This is a genomic window from Cohnella sp. (assembly GCF_041641335.1).
Classification (GTDB): Bacteria; Bacillota; Bacilli; order Paenibacillales; family Paenibacillaceae; genus Cohnella.
This window is the reverse complement of the sequence record NZ_JBEPYQ010000063.1, coordinates 23478-39490: the sequence shown is the minus strand read 5'-3', so window position 1 is coordinate 39490 and position 16013 is coordinate 23478. Positions and strand designations below refer to the sequence as shown.

Annotated in this window: 14 protein-coding genes; 1 reads left to right on the top strand and 13 read right to left on the bottom strand. The window is 57.9% G+C overall.

Annotation, left to right across the window (positions count from 1 at the left end; all coding sequences use genetic code 11):
• Window positions 1-214 precede the first annotated feature (214 nt).
• From ACESLM_RS19705 to ACESLM_RS19650, 12 genes are all read right to left on the bottom strand, one after another.
• Complete coding sequence (locus ACESLM_RS19705; protein WP_372633273.1) at window positions 215-1738, bottom strand: sensor histidine kinase; 1524 nt, start codon at window positions 1736-1738, stop codon at window positions 215-217.
• 2 nt (window positions 1739-1740) lie between these two features.
• Window positions 1741-2427 (bottom strand): response regulator transcription factor, encoded by a 687-nt coding sequence (locus ACESLM_RS19700; protein WP_372633271.1) that lies wholly within the window; start codon window positions 2425-2427, stop codon window positions 1741-1743.
• A 76-nt stretch (window positions 2428-2503) separates the two neighbouring features.
• Window positions 2504-3985 (bottom strand): S1C family serine protease, encoded by a 1482-nt coding sequence (locus tag ACESLM_RS19695; protein WP_372633270.1) that lies wholly within the window; start codon window positions 3983-3985, stop codon window positions 2504-2506.
• A 255-nt stretch (window positions 3986-4240) separates the two neighbouring features.
• The gene (locus tag ACESLM_RS19690) at window positions 4241-4654 is read right to left on the bottom strand and encodes a YugN family protein (protein ID WP_372633268.1); all 414 of its coding nucleotides are present in this window, start codon (window positions 4652-4654) and stop codon (window positions 4241-4243) included.
• A gap of 78 nt (window positions 4655-4732) precedes the next feature.
• On the bottom strand, window positions 4733-5353 hold the full coding sequence (locus ACESLM_RS19685) for a response regulator (protein ID WP_372633278.1): 621 nt from the start codon (window positions 5351-5353) through the stop codon (window positions 4733-4735).
• A 53-nt stretch (window positions 5354-5406) separates the two neighbouring features.
• Window positions 5407-6480, bottom strand: a complete 1074-nt coding sequence (locus tag ACESLM_RS19680) for a HAMP domain-containing sensor histidine kinase (protein ID WP_372633266.1) — start codon at window positions 6478-6480, stop codon at window positions 5407-5409.
• Between the two features lie 3 nt (window positions 6481-6483).
• The gene (gene liaF, locus ACESLM_RS19675) at window positions 6484-7515 is read right to left on the bottom strand and encodes a cell wall-active antibiotics response protein LiaF (RefSeq protein ID WP_372633264.1); all 1032 of its coding nucleotides are present in this window, start codon (window positions 7513-7515) and stop codon (window positions 6484-6486) included.
• A gap of 204 nt (window positions 7516-7719) precedes the next feature.
• Window positions 7720-9192 (bottom strand): methyl-accepting chemotaxis protein, encoded by a 1473-nt coding sequence (locus ACESLM_RS19670; RefSeq protein ID WP_372633262.1) that lies wholly within the window; start codon window positions 9190-9192, stop codon window positions 7720-7722.
• A 133-nt stretch (window positions 9193-9325) separates the two neighbouring features.
• Window positions 9326-9454, bottom strand: a complete 129-nt coding sequence (locus tag ACESLM_RS19665; RefSeq protein ID WP_255407517.1) for a hypothetical protein — start codon at window positions 9452-9454, stop codon at window positions 9326-9328.
• 45 nt (window positions 9455-9499) lie between these two features.
• A complete protein-coding gene (locus ACESLM_RS19660) occupies window positions 9500-10024 on the bottom strand; it encodes an RNA polymerase sigma factor (RefSeq protein ID WP_094049734.1) in 525 nt (174 codons plus the stop codon).
• 174 nt (window positions 10025-10198) lie between these two features.
• Entirely contained in the window at window positions 10199-12139 is a 1941-nt protein-coding gene (gene thrS, locus ACESLM_RS19655; protein WP_372633260.1) for a threonine--tRNA ligase, read from the bottom strand.
• Between the two features lie 392 nt (window positions 12140-12531).
• Complete coding sequence (locus ACESLM_RS19650; protein ID WP_372633276.1) at window positions 12532-13422, bottom strand: putative sporulation protein YtxC; 891 nt, start codon at window positions 13420-13422, stop codon at window positions 12532-12534.
• A gap of 128 nt (window positions 13423-13550) precedes the next feature.
• On the opposite strand from ACESLM_RS19650, the gene ACESLM_RS19645 reads away from it, so the two are divergent.
• Complete coding sequence (locus ACESLM_RS19645) at window positions 13551-14660, top strand: GGDEF domain-containing protein (protein WP_372633258.1); 1110 nt, start codon at window positions 13551-13553, stop codon at window positions 14658-14660.
• 206 nt (window positions 14661-14866) lie between these two features.
• On the opposite strand, the gene mqnC is transcribed toward ACESLM_RS19645, so the two are convergent.
• On the bottom strand, window positions 14867-16003 hold the full coding sequence (mqnC, locus tag ACESLM_RS19640; protein WP_372633256.1) for a cyclic dehypoxanthinyl futalosine synthase: 1137 nt from the start codon (window positions 16001-16003) through the stop codon (window positions 14867-14869).
• Window positions 16004-16013: the final 10 nt, after the last annotated feature.

The following is a 16013-nucleotide window of genomic DNA, read 5'->3' as shown; positions in this document are numbered from 1 at the left end:
AAAGTGCCCCGGCGCTCCCAAAGCCGCGGGGCCAAGGCCAAAAAAGTGCCTCGGCGCTCCCAAAGCCGCGGGGCCAAGGCCAAAAAAGTGCCTCGGCGCTCCCAAAGCCGCGGGGCCAAGGCCAAAATAGTGCCTCGGCGCTACCCCTAGCCGCGAGGCGAAGGCCAAAAATGTGCCTCGACGCCGTCTTCCGAAAGATCAAGCAAGCATGACGTCAGGCTTCGTCCCCTTGCTGTACGGGCAGCCATACCGTAAACACCGTTCCTTCGCTCAGCCTCGTCCGCACCTCGATCCGGGCGTGGTGCATGTCGGCGATCCATTTGGCGATCGACAGTCCGAGCCCCGTGCCCGAAGTTTCGCCGCGCGAAACGTCCACGCGATAGAACCGTTCGAATATATGCGGCACCTCATCCTCCGCGATGCCGATGCCGGTATCGGCCACGGACAGCCCAACCGCATTGTCCCGACGCGTCGCGTACAGACGGACAACGCCGGAAGGCGTGTACTTGAAGCCATTCTCGATCAGAATAAACAGAAGCTGCAGCAAATAATCGCGATTGCCCCGCACCCTGACGCCGTCGAGCGCCTCCAGCGGCCCGGCCGCCCATTCCGCCTTCCTCGGCAGGAAAGCCGCTCTTCTCGCCGCCTCTTCCGCAAGCGGACGCAGCTCCACGGCGCTCATCTCCATCACGTAACCGGCATCCGCCCTCGCCAGCGACAGCAGATGGTTGACCAATCCGCTCATGCGCCTGGCTTCGTCGGCAATATCGCGTATCGATTCGAGCGACATGTCGCGTTTCTCGGTCTCCGACAGGGCGGAAGCGGATGGCGCCGACAGGGTGTTAGCTTCCACTGAAACCGGCTGTTCCTCCTCCTCGCTCGACCAAATCTTCTCGAGCAAGTCGACGTTGCCCCGGATCGTCGTCAGCGGAGTCCGCAGCTCGTGCGACGCGTCGGAGACGAAGCGCCTCTGAGCCGTATTGGAGTCCTCCAGGTTTTTGTACGCCCGCTCCACGCCCGACAGCATCGCGTTCAGCGTATCGGTCAGTCGGCCGATCTCGTCGTTCGGCTTCTCCCGTGGAATTCTCAGACTCAGCTCCGAGCCGCTCTGGATGCGCTCCGCCGCTTCAGTGACGCGGTTAATCGGCATCAGCGCCTTGCGCGACAGGAACATGCCGAGCAGGAAGGCGGCGATCAGGCCGGCTGCTCCCGCGAACCATAGGATCGAGCGCAGCTGGTGCAGTAATTGCTCTTCCCGCCCTGTCCAAGCTCCGACCTGAAGCAGCCCGACTACGGTATCGCTGTAGAGGATAGGCTTTTCCAGCACGATGAAAGGAACTCCCTCGATCTCGCGATTCACGAAAGCGTACTTGTCAGAGCTTACCTCATTCTGTCTGGGAAACGAAAATGTCAGCTCCGGCCTATTCGCCGAAGGACGCATATTCGGAGTTTTGTCGTCGACAACCCCGGTGATCGTTGGCGTATAGTTGACGATTTGAATAAAGAACGAGTTGTAGTCGATCGCGCTTCTCAGTACTCCGCTTAGATTAACCCCTTGCCCCATTCTGCCTTGACTCGTCATTCTAACCTGAGTCTCTTCGCTAATGCGCCTTAGTTGATCCTTCAACGACGACATCGTATTGTTTTGCACGATTCCGTAAATAATGACGCCGAAAGCGACCAAAGTTACCGCCAGCAGCCCCGAATACCACAAAGTCAACCGCAGCCGGATGGACATGCTCAGCTGTCTCCCTTCAGGACGTACCCGGCTCCTCTGACGGTTTGAATCAGCCTTTTCTCCCCGTTCTCTTCGAGCTTCTGCCTGAGCATCGCGACGTACACTTCAAGCACGTTGGATTCCCCGCTGTAATCGTAGCCCCATATTCTTTCCATGATCAGATCGCGCGACAGCACGCGCTTCGGATTTTGCAGGAACAGATGCAGCAGGTCGAACTCTTTGGCCGTCAGCTCGATGCGGCGCTCGCCGCGCATAATCTCGCGGCCGTCCACGTCCATGACCAAGTCCTCGTAGCGGAACTGGCCGCCTTCTTCGGTTCTGTCCGACCGCCTGCGAAGCAGCGCCCTGACGCGAGCCATCAGCTCTTCGAGCGCGAACGGCTTGACCAGGTAATCGTCGGCGCCCAGATCCAGCCCGCGCACTCTATCCGATACTTCATCCTTGGCGGTCAGCAGCAGAATCGGCGAGACGATGCCCGCCTCACGCAGTCTTCTGCACACTTCCCAGCCGTCCATCTTCGGCATCATCACATCGAGAATGACCAGATCGGCCGCCTTCTGTCCGATCAGCTTCAGCCCCTCGGAACCGTCCGAAGCCGTCATTACCTCATAGCCCTCGAATGCCAGACTGCGCCTCAGCAGCGCCGTTATTTTCTCGTCGTCGTCAATAACCGCAATACGGGGTCTCACAGGGAACGTCCTCCTCTACCGACGAGAGCGGGAACCCGAATCGGTCTCCCGCTCTATCCAACTTATTCTCTCAAGCTTACTGCTGAACGTTGAATTCGTTCTTGTCGCCGATCTCCACGATGATATCCACTTCCTTGCCTCCGCGAAGCACGTCGAGCGTCACCTTGGCGCCTACTTCTTTTTTCTGGATGGCCGCGATCAATTCGTCTTTGTTCTTGTAAGCCGTGCCGTCCATGCCGGTAATGACGTCGTACTGCCGCAGATCGCCTCTGTAAGCCGGAGAGTTGAAAATAACCTCGCGCACGAACGAGCCTTTCGTATCTTTCTCAATGCCAAGCTGCTGGGCGATCTCTTCGTTCACATCCATCAGAGTCGCTCCGATGAAAGGTACGGGTTTCTGAGGAATTTTCGTGTTGGTCTTCAGGTTCTCCAGCACTTCGGTTATCGTGCTCGTCGGAATCGCGAACCCGATGCCTTGAGCCTGCGTGCTGACAGCCGTATTGATGCCGATGACTTCGCCGCTCAGGTTCAGCAGCGGCCCCCCCGAGTTGCCGGGGTTAATCGAAGCGTCCGTCTGCAGCAAGTGCTGGTATTTACGCGTGCTGCCGCTGCTGTCTTGAATCGTGATCTCGCGTTCGTTGGAGCTGAGCACGCCGACCGTGATCGTATGCTCGAAGCCGACCGGGTTGCCGATCGCGACGACCCAGTCGCCCATGTTCATGCTGCTCGAGTCGCCGAGCTTAAGCGTCGGGAAATCGTTGCCTTCGATTTTCAGTACGGCCAGATCCAGTTCAGGACTCGTACCGAGCAGCTTGGCGGTGTACGGCTCGTCGTGGCCTTCGACCGTAACCTTAATTTGATCCGCGCCTTCGATGACGTGCTGGTTCGTCAAAATATAGCCGGTCGAGTCGAACAGGAATCCCGAGCCCATGCCGCTCTCCTGCAAGTCTCCCTCGCCTTCTCCGCCTCGGTTGCTTCTATAATTGTCGCCGAAGAACTGGCGGAAGAACTCATCCTCCCAAGTCGTGCCTTGGCGGGCTTTCGCGAAGGTTTCCACCTTGACGACCGCCGGGGAAGCCTGCTCGAATATTTTGGCGATATTGTTCGGGCGGACGACGTCCTCGGCGTTGTTCACCGGATTGTTCACCGGCTTCGCCGTCGTGTTCTGCGCCTGCGGCGTTCCGCCGAACAGCTCGCCCGTAAACCAGTTTTGCCGATCCGCCGTAAACATCAAGGCGCCGACGACGATGACGCCCGCCAGGAACGAGGCGAAGATCGCGCGGAACGACGTTCTGCGCGGAGGCTTGGCGTTCCAGTCGCTCTTGACCGTTCCCCCGGATACGGTAAACGGCCGATACTCCTTCGTCGCGGGCGCAGGCGCGATCTCCACGACGTCCTGTCTCGGAGCTTCCTCTCCGTACGGACGGCCTGCGCCGCCGAACGGGCCGAACGTGTACGGCTCCGCGTCTCTGCGAGTCTCCCCGTAAGGATCGTCCCGCTTCTCTCCTTCGTATGTGAATCCCTGCGGTTGTTCCGTTTTTTTGTTTTCGTCTTCCATAGGAATTACCTCCTCGCGCAGCCTTGCCGGCTGTCGCCGTTCTGATCTTGTATCCGTATCATAAACTCCATTCCTTAAAACTATCTTAAACGGAAATGAAGACGAAGTAAAAGTAGCAGCAAAAACTCAAGCAAAAACGCCTTCGGCGTCACCTGGACGATGAATGCGTTTTGTCGGTTGAAAAAAGTGCATGCGCCTCCTTCGCGAGAAGATCGCATGCACCTCTTGCGGCCGCGACTTATTCGCAGCCCGCTGTCACCGGGGATAGAGCGCCTCGATCTCGTCGAGCTTGCGCCGGGCTTTCTCGATCCACGAGCTCTCGATCGCGCCGTCCGGGTCTACCGGATCGGAAAATTGATTGAGCAGACCGCCGAACGCGCTCGCCCGCGCGCTGCCGTCCAAACCTTCGTTATACACATGCTTGAGAACGTAAGGCTGGCCGAACCGGATTTCCGTATCCATCGGTTCGGCTTCTTCGTCGAGCGTTCCCGCCGTCACGTCGAACGGCAGTCTGAGCCATACTTTGTTCGCGTCGTCCAGCGCGCAATCGAACGAGCCGTGATCGTAATCCCAATTGCCGCCCAGAGCAAAGCCCCGCTCCGTCAGCAACGTGCGGGAAACGCCGTAATCGTGGACTTGCGAAGTCAAGGAAGAATCCAATACGTGCATGCCGAGATACCGCCTTTTATTCTTACTAAAGTACCTCTACTAGACTTCCCTCGTGCCGCCCATTTATCCCCGCATCAATCAAGCTTCCTTGACCCAGCCTTTACGATGCGCGAATATGGCCAACTGCGTACGGTCTTCGAGTTCGCACTTCATGAGCAAGTTGCTGACGTGCGTCTTCACCGTCTTGATGCTGATGTGCAGCTCGTCGCCAATTTCCTTGTTGCTCCGGCCTTCGGCGATGAGCAGCAGCACCTCGCGCTCGCGTTCGGTCAGTCCTTCGACCTCCGTGCTCGCAGAACGCTTGCGAAGCCCCCGCGTCAGCGCCTGGGAGACGTCTCCGCTCATGACCGGCATATTTTTGACCGCGCCCTGCATCGCGTAGATCAGTTCGTCGGCGGACACCGTCTTCAGCACGTAGCTGACCGCGCCGGCTTCGATCGCTTCGACGACTTTCTCGTCCTCCAGGAAGCTCGTCAGAATGATGATCTTAAGTCCCGGATAGCGCGCCAGTAGCTCCCGCGTCGTCTCGACGCCGTTCATCTCCGGCATCATCAGATCCATCAGGACGATCTGCGGCATCTGCCCGTCGAAGCCGCCCCGCTCCAGCTTGTCGATCGCTTCGCGGCCGCCGCCGGCTTCGCCGATCACCTCGAACCTCGAATCCAGCATCAAATAAGTGCGAAGCCCCATCCGCACCATCTCGTGATCGTCGACGATCAGCACTTTCCACGTCGTCCCCGTTCCAGTTCCCGTCACTTCGCATTCGCTCCTTGTTCCTTGTCTTCTACGATTTCCTCCGGCTCGTCCGGCTCCGGTGCAAATTTCGGAACCCACACCCGGACTCTCGTACCCGAGCCCGGCTTCGTCACGATTTCCGCGTCTCCGCCCAGCTTCTGCGCGCGTTCGCGCATCGTCGACAAGCCGTAGCCTCCCGGTCTGACTTGCCCGCCCTTGAATCCGAGCCCGTTGTCCTCGATAGACAGAGAAATTTGCGTGCCGGTGTCTCCAAGCAGCAAGCGGACGCTCTGGGCCTCCGCATGCTTGACGACATTCGCCATCGCTTCCTGAATGATGAGGAACAATTGATGCTCCTTCGCTTCCGATATCCGGTCTCCGATCTGGATATCCAGCGTGCCCTGCAGCCCGTTCTGCCGACAATAGTCGGGGAACCAGCGGTTCAAGGCCTCCTCCAGCGTCTTGCCCTGAAGCTCCATCGGCCGCAGCTGCGCGATCAAACCTCTCATCTGCTTTTGCGCCGTCGAGGACATCGCGATCAACTGCCCCATCACCTGCTGCGCGTGTTTCATATCCCTTTCGATCAGCATCGGCAAAGAAGAAGCAGACATATGCAGTGCGAACAATTGCTGGCTGACCGTGTCGTGGAGATCCCTCGCCAGACGTTTCCTCTCCTCGAGCACAGCGTCTTCCGTCGTTATCATTTCCTCGAGCGCTTCCTTCTCCCCGAGGCGCTGCAGCAGCTTGATGCGCGACTCCAATTGTCCCATCATCGCGTTGACCTCGCGATACACTCCGGAGAAGGCGTCCCCTTCCTCTTCCGGAAGCCGGTAGTTCCAATTGCCCGCCGAAGCGTGCTTCATCGCGAGCTGCAACTGGTCGATCTTGCGCTGCATGCGCTGGCCGACCTGGTACGTGAGCGCCATCTGCAGCACGGCCAACGTTCCCGTCCAGGTCAGCCACGTCTCCAGATGCGGCACGGAGTCCGTGAACACGATTACGCCATAGTACAGAACGAACATGAGAACGATCGTCGCCAGTCCGGCATAGATCGAGGAAGCCCATTTGCTCGTGCGAACTTTTCTGACCATCGGTTAACCTACCTTCGTCACGCGCACATCGCCGATGAAGCTGCTGACGATCAGTACGACCCGTTTGTCCGAATCCGGGAAAAACGGCGTTTCCACGGTCATCTGGTTAAACAAACCTCCGCGCTTCTGCCCCAGCACTTTGACGTCGCCAATCAGACTGCTCGAGACGACCTGAATGCCTACTCCTAGATCGTTGGGCACGAATACTTTGACGTCGCCGATGAAAGAAGACACGTACACCCGGGTTTCGCCGACCGGAATTTGCGCCTTCGTCAGATCCAGCGTCGTATCTCCGATAAAATGGGAGATATTCATCGGCCGCAGCTCCCAGTAATCGTTGCCAAGGTGAACGTCCCCGATGAAGCGGCTGTGGGAGTTTTTGCAGCCGTGCTTCCAATCCTTCGAATCCCACCATCCGTCCTGGGGCCCCGCTCCGTCCTTCCAATAAGGACCCGAGTTCGGCGGCGGCGGGGTCGTCGGCCCCCTGCGAGAGAAGTCGTAAGCGTGAGGCTGCTCCTCCGCTTTCGGCTCCTTGCCCAGGTTGATCGAAGATCGTCTCTCGAATTCCTCCAGCTCGGGAGGCGCGGGAGGCGGTCCCGGAGGCACGGGCGGAATCGGCGGTTCATGCGGCGACCCGGGGTGTACGGGATTCCATCCTTCGTGCTTCTGGTGCGAATGCCCATGCTGATGCCGATGCCGGCGCGACGGACGGTTACCTCTGAAGATCAAGCTTAATCCGAACAAAATAATCGCTACCGGCCCCAGAATCCGGGCGAAGTCGCCGAAGCTCCACTCCAGCAGCTCGAGGTTTCTCCCGAGAAAATAACAGCCGATGATGACCGTCAGCAAATTCCACCACACTTGCTGCAGCAGCATGCCCTGCAGACCGAACACGATCAGAACTACCGGCCAATAGGTGCGGAACAAATCCCCAATGTCCATCGAGATCAGCCCGACTTGATTCAGTAGAAACACGACGCCTACGATGACGATGAACGCTCCCCATAGGAGCCGGTGAACGATTGATGTATTCATATCCCTGTCCTCCAACTCGCTCGCTTATGTTAACTCGTTGTATTCAGTATAGCGGAACACCTCGTCTGCACAATAGCGGCGCGGGGTGGAAGTTGGCCTCGGTCTGCAGACCGATATGCCGCCGAACGGACGACTAAGGCCGCCCCCGACCGTCTTATCGACGATCCGCGAAGCGGCCTCTTATATCTATATAAAATGAAACGCCTAGGAAATCGCGATGTCTATGCCGACTACCCCGAACGCCGATCCGTCGCCCCGGCGCAGCGGCATGGATACCGTCAGACACGGCTTCTTCGTGATCGCGGATATGTACACTTCCGATACGAACGTCTCTCCGTTCATCGCCCGCTTCCACCATTCGCGCCCTCTGGCGTTCAGCAGCCCGGCGGCCGGCTCGGAGAATACGAACGACCCGTCGCTGCGGTTCGACCAGATCGCCTCCATGCCGGAGGAACGCTTCAGCCATCCGCCAAGCACGCTTCGGTGGACCTCCTCGGACAAGTCCGCCAGCGCGGGATCGGAGACGATCGTGCGCAGCAGGTCGGTCCATCTGGCCGTATCCGACGCGGCCGCTCCTTCCCAGGCGCGTCCTCCGGCATTCTGCACGGCGGACACGAGCTCTTCGGACGCTTCCTTCAGCTCCTCAGATACGCGAGCAAGGTTGGCGATCTCCGCGCGCTGCCTGTCGTTCTGCGCCAGCGTCTCGTCCACGCTGCTAAGCGTATTGCCGACCGATTCCACGACGTCCTCCAGCATCGCGCTCGTGGCCGTCGTCCGTTCGGCTTGCTCCACCGCGTATTCCAGCGTTTTGCCGACATGCTCGTCCACTCCGAGGAAGGAGTTGAAGATGACGTCCATGCGCTCTCGGGTTTTGCTCATTTCCTGCAGTCCGAGCGCCACGGACTTCTTCTCCCCTTCGACCGAGCTGACGACTTGCCGGATACCGGCCTCGATGCTTTGCACGATGCCTGTCGAATTTTTGATCGCTTGGGCGCTCTGCTCCGCCAGCTTGCGGATTTCCTGGGCGACGACGGAGAAGCCGCGTCCATGCTCGCCCGCATGAGCCGCCTCGATCGCGGCGTTCAGAGCGAGCAGCGACGTCTGGGACACGATCTCCTGAATCCATCCGTTGATCTCGCCGATTTTGGACGCTTGCGCGATCAGGGCATTGACCCGCTCCTCCATCGTGCCGTGATTGCGGGACAGGTCATTCATTACTTCGTCCGTATGCGTCAACGATCGGCATACTTCGACGACGACTTCCCGCGCATTTTTGCTCTGAGAGCTGAGCTCCTCGGTAACGCTGCGAATTTCTTGCGAAGAAGCGGACACCTCCTGCAGGGAAGAGAAAGCCTCCTCCAGGCGGCGCATTGCGGTTTGGGCGTTCTGCCGGAGCTTCTCCTCCTGCTTGGCGGCCCTGTCGGCGATTCCGTCAAGCTGGCCCATGCTGGAATCCACTTCGGATACCGCGGCCTGCAGCCGATCGGCAATGACGACCGCCTCTTCGATCATTTGCCGGAGAGCTTCCGGATTCGCCCCTGCGGACGCGCCCGCTTCGCGATCGGCAACAGCCGTTCGGCCCGGCGCGCTCGAAATCCGCTTATCCGTTTCTGTTCCTTCTCCCTTCAACCAACGCCGCCAATCCCCCATCTCCACCACTCCAGACGTATTTGTCATTAATACGTTAGTTTTCCTAACATTATATAAGGTTTTTCTACAAAAAGAAAGGGACCTGTAAGGTCCCTTTCGCGTTAACGCGTATTCGTAAAGCTTCTCCGCCAATCGGCCCGCGCGAATCGACTCGCGTCGTTTAACGTTTGGAGTTGTTCTTCTGAGCGGCTTTGCCGTTGGCAGCCGCGTTATTCTCATTCAGCTCCGAAGCGAATTCTTCTTGATAGGCGTTCGAGTTGCCCAGCTTCTGCTTCTTGTTCTTTGCCACTGTCTTCCTCACCTCCACCCATAGCATGGACAGAGGGAGAAAGCATTATGTATTATGCCGGTTCTCGTCGTCGGCCTGCGTTCTCAACCTGGCCTTGCCCCTGTGAATACGGGCCTTGACCGTGCCGACCGGCAGATCCAACGCAGCCGCGATCTCGGCATCCTTCAGCCCGTAATAAAACTTATAAAGCAACAGCGTCCTTGTCGTCGGATCTAACCGTCCGAGCAGATCGGACAGTTCCATCATCGATTCAGGTTCGAAGACGAACGTCGGGCTGGCGATCTCGTTCTCCAGATCTTCGTAGTTGGCTTCGCGGCGCCTTGCGCGGTTCGCGTTCGAGGCGAGATTGTAAGCGATTGCTTTCGCCCAAGGAATCAGCTTCTCCTTGTCCCTCAGCGTGGAGCTCTTCTCCAATATGCGCACCCAGGCCTCCTGCACGACGTCCACCGCATCGCTCTTATGCCACAGCTTGTGGCGAACGACCTTTAACATCTGGGAATACAGCTCGACCAACACTTCGTCTTCCGACTGAAACGCTTCAGGCAAATGAGAATCGCGGAGGAAGTTCATGTACCCGGCCACCCCTAAACGGATGCTTGATTAAAGTACTCCTATTCTATCACAACCGCGATAAAAAGAGAATAATTTACATTTTGTAGGAAATAAACGACAGGCGCAGTCGAGCGAAAATAAAGAGGGACCGCCCCCTCAATCGGGAGACAGTCCCTCGCTTGTCCGCCTCGGTCAGTCGACGCGTTTGGACGCGATTTCTCCGGTAATGCAAGCCACGAAATCTTCCATCGATTGCGCGCCGAGATCCCCTTCTCCACGGCGGCGCACGGAGACGGTGCCGTTCGCGGACTCCTGCTCGCCGATGACGAGCATATACGGAATTTTCTCGAGCTGCGCTTCGCGGATTTTGTAGCCGAGCTTCTCGTTGCGCAGATCCGATTCGACGCGGACTCCCGCCAGCTGAAGCTTCTCCTCGACCTGCTTCACGTACGGCTCGTACACCGGATTAACCGGGATAAGCTTCGCCTGGACCGGGCAGAGCCAGAGCGGCAGCGCGCCGGCGAAGTTTTCCAGCAGGAACGCGGTCATGCGCTCCATCGTGCTGATGATGCCGCGGTGAATGACGACCGGACGATGCTTCTTGCCGTCGTCGCCCACATATTCCAGTTGGAAGCGTTCCGGCAGCAGCACGTCGAGCTGAGCGGTCGATAGCGTCTCTTCCTTGCCCAGCGCGGTCTTGATCTGCACGTCCAGCTTCGGACCGTAGAACGCGGCTTCCCCTTCGGCTTCGAAGAACGGCAGGCCAAGCTCTTCGACGACTTCGCGCAGCATGCGCTGGGACGTCTCCCACATCTCGTCGTCCGGCCAGTACTTCTCGGTATCCTTAGGATCGCGGTACGACAGGCGGAAGCGGTATTCCTTGATGCCGAAATCTTCGTACACCTGACGGATCAAGTTCACGACGCGCGTAAACTCCTCCTTGATCTGATCCTGCCGGCAGAAAATATGGGCGTCGTTAAGCGTCATCGCGCGAACCCGGTGCAAGCCGGTCAGCGCCCCGGACATTTCGTAGCGGTGCATCGTGCCGAGCTCGGCGATGCGGATCGGCAGGTCGCGGTAGCTTCGCATGTCGCTCTTGTACACCATCATATGGTGCGGGCAGTTCATCGGACGGAGCACCAGCTCCTCGTTGTCCAGCTCCATCTTGGGGAACATGTCCTCTTGATAGTGCTCCCAGTGGCCGGAAATCTTGTACAGCTCCACGTTGGCGAGAACCGGCGTATAGACGTGGGTGTAGCCGAGTCTTTCCTCCAGATCGACGATATAGCGTTCCAGCGTCCGGCGCAGCTTCGCCCCGTACGGAAGCCACAACGGCAACCCTTGGCCGACCTCGCGGGAGAACGCGAACATTTTCAGCTCGCGGCCCAGCTTGCGGTGATCCCGCTTCTTCGCTTCTTCCAGGAAGTGCAGATGCTCGTCCAGCTCCGCCTTCTTCGCGAACGCCGTGCCGTAAATCCGCTGCAGCATTTTGTTCTTGCTGTCTCCGCGCCAATACGCGCCCGCCACGCTCAGCAGCTTGAACGACTTGATGCGGCCCGTGGACGGCAAGTGCGGCCCGCGGCACAAATCGAAAAACTCGCCCTGATCGTAGATCGTAATGGCGACGCCTTCCGGCAAATCGCGAATGAGCTCCAGCTTCAGCGGATCGTCGATTTCCCCGAAAATGCGAAGCGCCTCTTCCCGGCTTACCTCGCGTCTGGAGATCGGCAAGTTCTCTTTGACGATCTTCTCCATTTCCTTCTCGATCGCCGGCAAGTCTTCCGGTGTGATCGACTGTTCCATGTCGATATCGTAGTAGAAGCCGTCCTCGATGACCGGCCCGATGCCGAGCTTGACCTTGTCCGCTCCGTATACCCGCTTAAGCGCCTGAGCCAGCAAATGCGCCGTGCTGTGCCGCATCACTTCAAGCCCTTCCGCATTGTCCAGCGTCACGATTTCGAGAGCGGCGTCGCTCTCGATCGGCGTATTCAGGTCGACGACCTGGCCGTCCACCTTGCCGACGACCGCCACCTTCCGCAGCCCCGGGCTGATCGATTGCGCCACCTCTTCGACGGTAACCCCCGCCTCGTAGGAGCGAACGGCTCCGTCCGGCAATTTTACCTGTACTGACATTTCCGAATGCCTCCTTCTGATTGACCCCTTTGAACCCTCGCTTGTCGTCGGGAACAAAAAAAGCACCGCGTCCCGAAAGGGACGGGTGCTCTGTATGCGGCCCGTGGTTCCACCCTCCATCGATCGGCGCGAATGCCGATCCTCTGGCATGAAGCTAACGGTCATGACCCGGCAGGAAATACTGGCACGGCGACGATAGGCGTCCGTCGGTTCATCCCTGCAGCTCGAAAGGGGTATCTGTCAGCCGGTTGCGGGAGGAACTTGCAGCCTGGGGTTCCTCTCTCTGGACCGTCCGGTTCAGACAGCGTTGTCTTTCTCATCGCTTTTGAATTGTGGATTCATATCGTTCATTATATCGATTGCGGTCGATATCCGTCAAGTTCGTCCCGCCCTTAATGGGCGGGCAGATCGGGGTACAGCTCCGCCCGGTCTCCGAAAATGCCGATAATCGTGCGAATGACCTGCGATTCCGGCTCCGGCGTGTGGATGTAGAGCTGACGGGGCGACGCGGCAAGCAGGCGGCTTACCACCAAGCTTTCTTCCTCCGCCTCTTCCCGGCCTTCCTCCTCGCCTGCTTTCGAATGTCCCATCGTATCGGACTCCGCTTCGCCCGTCTGCTCGAGAGGACGCATCTCCTCGTCCAGCAACCGGAAGGCATGCCCGCCCGAGTGCAGCACGTGAACCGTCGACGTCCTCGTCTCCTGCCATTCCACCATCGACTTGAGCAGAGACATGAATTCCTGATATTGGCGTTCCATCATTCTTTCCTCGATCGCGGCTTCGGCGGCTTCCTTCACTTCCGCCCTGTAATCCGCCAGGCGAAAACGAAGGAATCCTTCCAGATTCAACCGCTCATGCTCCTCCAAATAGCGCGAGAACCTGGCCGCCAGCTTCTGCAGCCTGCGCTCCCTGCCCCGGCCCATCCAACCGCCGACGGCGTCCGGTTCGCCGTCGAGCAGCGACACCGCTTCGGCGATCAACGCGTCGGCTTCCATCTCGTCCTTCAAGCCGAACTTGGAACGAAACAGCTTCCTGAGGAGCGAAGGCTCTTGCTCTGACAGCGTATATTCGGCCAGCACCTTGCCGACGCGATCGCACGATCTCTTCTTGGCTTGCGGCCCCGGGCCGATCGGAAATTGACAGCGAATGACGCCGTCCTCCTGGCTGAGCTCCCACTGAATGCTGTCCACCGGGTCGTCCGCCTCGACGAACGTTCGGCCCAGCATGCCCGCCAGCCGTTCCAACGAAGGAGGATCGCTTGCGTAAGCCACGACGAACTCCATCTTCTTCAATTCTCCACCTCCATCCTTCCGACTCGTTACTTAAACTATATGGTGGCCCAAAAAGGGATATACGATGGCAGATCGTTTATGGTATATTTTATGAAGTTTGATCGAGAAAGGACGTCCTTATGTCTTTACCATCGTTTTCCGTACGCCAAGAGCGTTGGAATCGGCTGCTGCTCCAAGGCTGCTGGATCGTGTTCCTGCTGTCCGTCGCTTTGGAATTTCTCTTTTTGCAGGTTACCGAAGTACCGCCCGCGCAATTCATAGCCCTATACATCGTCAGGCCGACAGCAATCATGGGAACTATACTGCTCGTCGCGGAAATCAGCGTTCGTTACTTGTCCAAACACCACGACTACATCCTCATTACGACCGCCACTTTGCTGACCTTCACGGTCACTTTCGTCCACTCCTCCTTGGAGTATCTCCTGTTTCTTCTGTTTTTTCCGATTCTGATCAGCATTTTTTATTTCCAATACAAGAAGCTGCTGTATGCCATTCTGATTACGGGCATCGCCTTCGCCGCCTTGCTCGCGATGAACGGAGAGATCGGAGAACGCATGTCGACCGCGGGATCGCTGACGATGGCGATCATCTTGCTCGTATACAGCGGAATCGGCTTCGGCATTCTCGCCAGAGGCAGAGAAATTTTGACGCATCTGCGCAGCTCGTACGAATCGAACCAGGAACTGCTCGTGCGCACGATCCTAATGGACAAGCTGGCGAAGACGGACGCGCTGACCGATACTTACAATCATATGGCCTATCATGAATACAAGGACCACCTCGCGGCGCAGGCGGATAACGGAACGCTGCAGCTGCACCTGGCCATCATGGATATCGACAACTTCAAGAAAGTGAACGACACGTTCGGTCATAAAGCGGGAGACGCGGTATTGCGGAAAGTCGCTTCGATCGCCCGGTCGAAAACCGGTAGCAACGACTTTATCGCAAGGTACGGCGGAGAGGAATTCGTCATTCTGTTTACGGAGAAAAGCTTTCAGGAAGTTTACGATCTGGTCGAGGATATTCGCAAAGAGATCGCTTCGGCTCTCCACGATGCTCTGGACGGAAGCAACGTGACGGTCAGCTTCGGGCTGAACGCGTACGTTCCGGGGATGGGCAAAGAGGAACTGTTCAAGCTGGCGGACGCCGCGCTCTACGAAGCGAAGCATTCGGGGAAAAACCGCACCGTCATCGCGAAAGCGGGACAGGCGGCTGCAATGGGACGCTAAAGGGCTGCCTCCCACAGTCTGGATTATCGATAAGAAAAAGCGAGCGCATATATCTCCTGGAGAAGGCCTCATACGGTCCTGAAATCACCTTGCAACGGGTTTACCATTCGGATTTCAGGATCGTATAGACTCGGAAGGAGATATATGCGCTTTTATCTTCTGCTATCGATAATTAGCCTCTTATGGAGCAGCCCTTATTTTACGGATTAATTTTGCATGACGTAATCTTTCGCAGCCGTCTCATTCTCGCCGTACACCTTCAGAAGCTCGTACTTCGTATTGCGCTGGGCGGGAATTTTGCCGCATTCGCGGATCAGCTTAAGAATAAGTTCGATGTTGACCTTATGCGTCGTGCCGGCGGCCGATACGACGTTCTCCTCGATCATCGTGCTGCCGAAGTCGTTGCAGCCGTACTGAAGCGACAGCTTGCCGATCTCCGGTCCCATCGTCACCCACGACGACTGGAAGTTCTTGATATTGTCGAGGGCGATCCGGCTGATCGCCAGCGTCTTGAGATATTCCTCCGGCGAAGCCTTCTCGCGCTTCATGTTCGTGTTGTCCGGCTGGAACGTCCACGGGATGAACGCCAGGAAACCTGGCGACGGATAGCCGTTGTTGAGGCATTCGTCCTGGGCGTCGCGCACGCGCAGCAAGTGCAGGGCCCGCTCCTCCATCGACTCGCCGAAGCCGATAACCATCGTCGCCGTCGTGTTCATGCCGACTTTGTGCGCGGTCGTCATCACTTCCATCCAGTCTTTCCACGAGCCTTTCAGGCGGCTGATTTTCTTCCGCGTTCTATCGTCGAGGATTTCCGCGCCGCCGCCCGGAAGCGAGTCCAGACCGGCCTCGTGAAGCTGTCTGACGACGTCCTCGATCGGAATGTCGCCGGCGACGACCTGCATCTTGCGAATTTCCGCCGGGGAGAACGAATGCATCGTAATGCCGGGGAACCGCTGCTTGATCTCGCGCAGCAAATCGAGATAATAGCTGAACGGCAAGTCCGGATTCGTGCCGCCCTGCATCAATATTTCCGTGCCGCCTACGTCGATCGTCTCCTGGATTTTGCGGAAGATCGCCTCGTTCGGGAGCACGTACCCTTCCTTGGAGCCCGGCGCCCGGTAGAACGCGCAGAAACGGCAATAGACGTCGCATACGTTCGTGTAGTTGACGTTGCGCCCGACGACGAACGTCGTGATCGGCTCGGGATGCTTGGCCAGCATGATCCGGTTGGCCGCATGCCCCATCTTCTCTATCTCATCGCTCTCGAACAAAGCAACGATATCTTCCAATTGAAGCCGTGCGCCTTGCAGAGCGCCTTCCAAAATTCGGTCCACTTGACTCATATTCGGGACC

Coding starts and splice junctions, on each gene's coding strand:
- ACESLM_RS19690 (WP_372633268.1), bottom strand. CDS start 4,654: ATGCACGTATTGGATTCTTCCTTGACTTCGCAAGTCCACGATTACGGC.
- ACESLM_RS19695 (WP_372633270.1), bottom strand. CDS start 3,985: ATGGAAGACGAAAACAAAAAAACGGAACAACCGCAGGGATTCACATAC.
- ACESLM_RS19680 (WP_372633266.1), bottom strand. CDS start 6,480: ATGGTCAGAAAAGTTCGCACGAGCAAATGGGCTTCCTCGATCTATGCC.
- ACESLM_RS19670 (WP_372633262.1), bottom strand. CDS start 9,192: ATGACAAATACGTCTGGAGTGGTGGAGATGGGGGATTGGCGGCGTTGG.
- thrS (WP_372633260.1), bottom strand. CDS start 12,139: ATGTCAGTACAGGTAAAATTGCCGGACGGAGCCGTTCGCTCCTACGAG.
- ACESLM_RS19660 (WP_094049734.1), bottom strand. CDS start 10,024: ATGAACTTCCTCCGCGATTCTCATTTGCCTGAAGCGTTTCAGTCGGAA.
- ACESLM_RS19705 (WP_372633273.1), bottom strand. CDS start 1,738: ATGTCCATCCGGCTGCGGTTGACTTTGTGGTATTCGGGGCTGCTGGCG.
- ACESLM_RS19650 (WP_372633276.1), bottom strand. CDS start 13,422: ATGGAGTTCGTCGTGGCTTACGCAAGCGATCCTCCTTCGTTGGAACGG.
- ACESLM_RS19645 (WP_372633258.1), top strand. CDS start 13,551: ATGTCTTTACCATCGTTTTCCGTACGCCAAGAGCGTTGGAATCGGCTG.
- ACESLM_RS19685 (WP_372633278.1), bottom strand. CDS start 5,353: ATGGTGCGGATGGGGCTTCGCACTTATTTGATGCTGGATTCGAGGTTC.
- mqnC (WP_372633256.1), bottom strand. CDS start 16,003: ATGAGTCAAGTGGACCGAATTTTGGAAGGCGCTCTGCAAGGCGCACGG.
- liaF (WP_372633264.1), bottom strand. CDS start 7,515: ATGAATACATCAATCGTTCACCGGCTCCTATGGGGAGCGTTCATCGTC.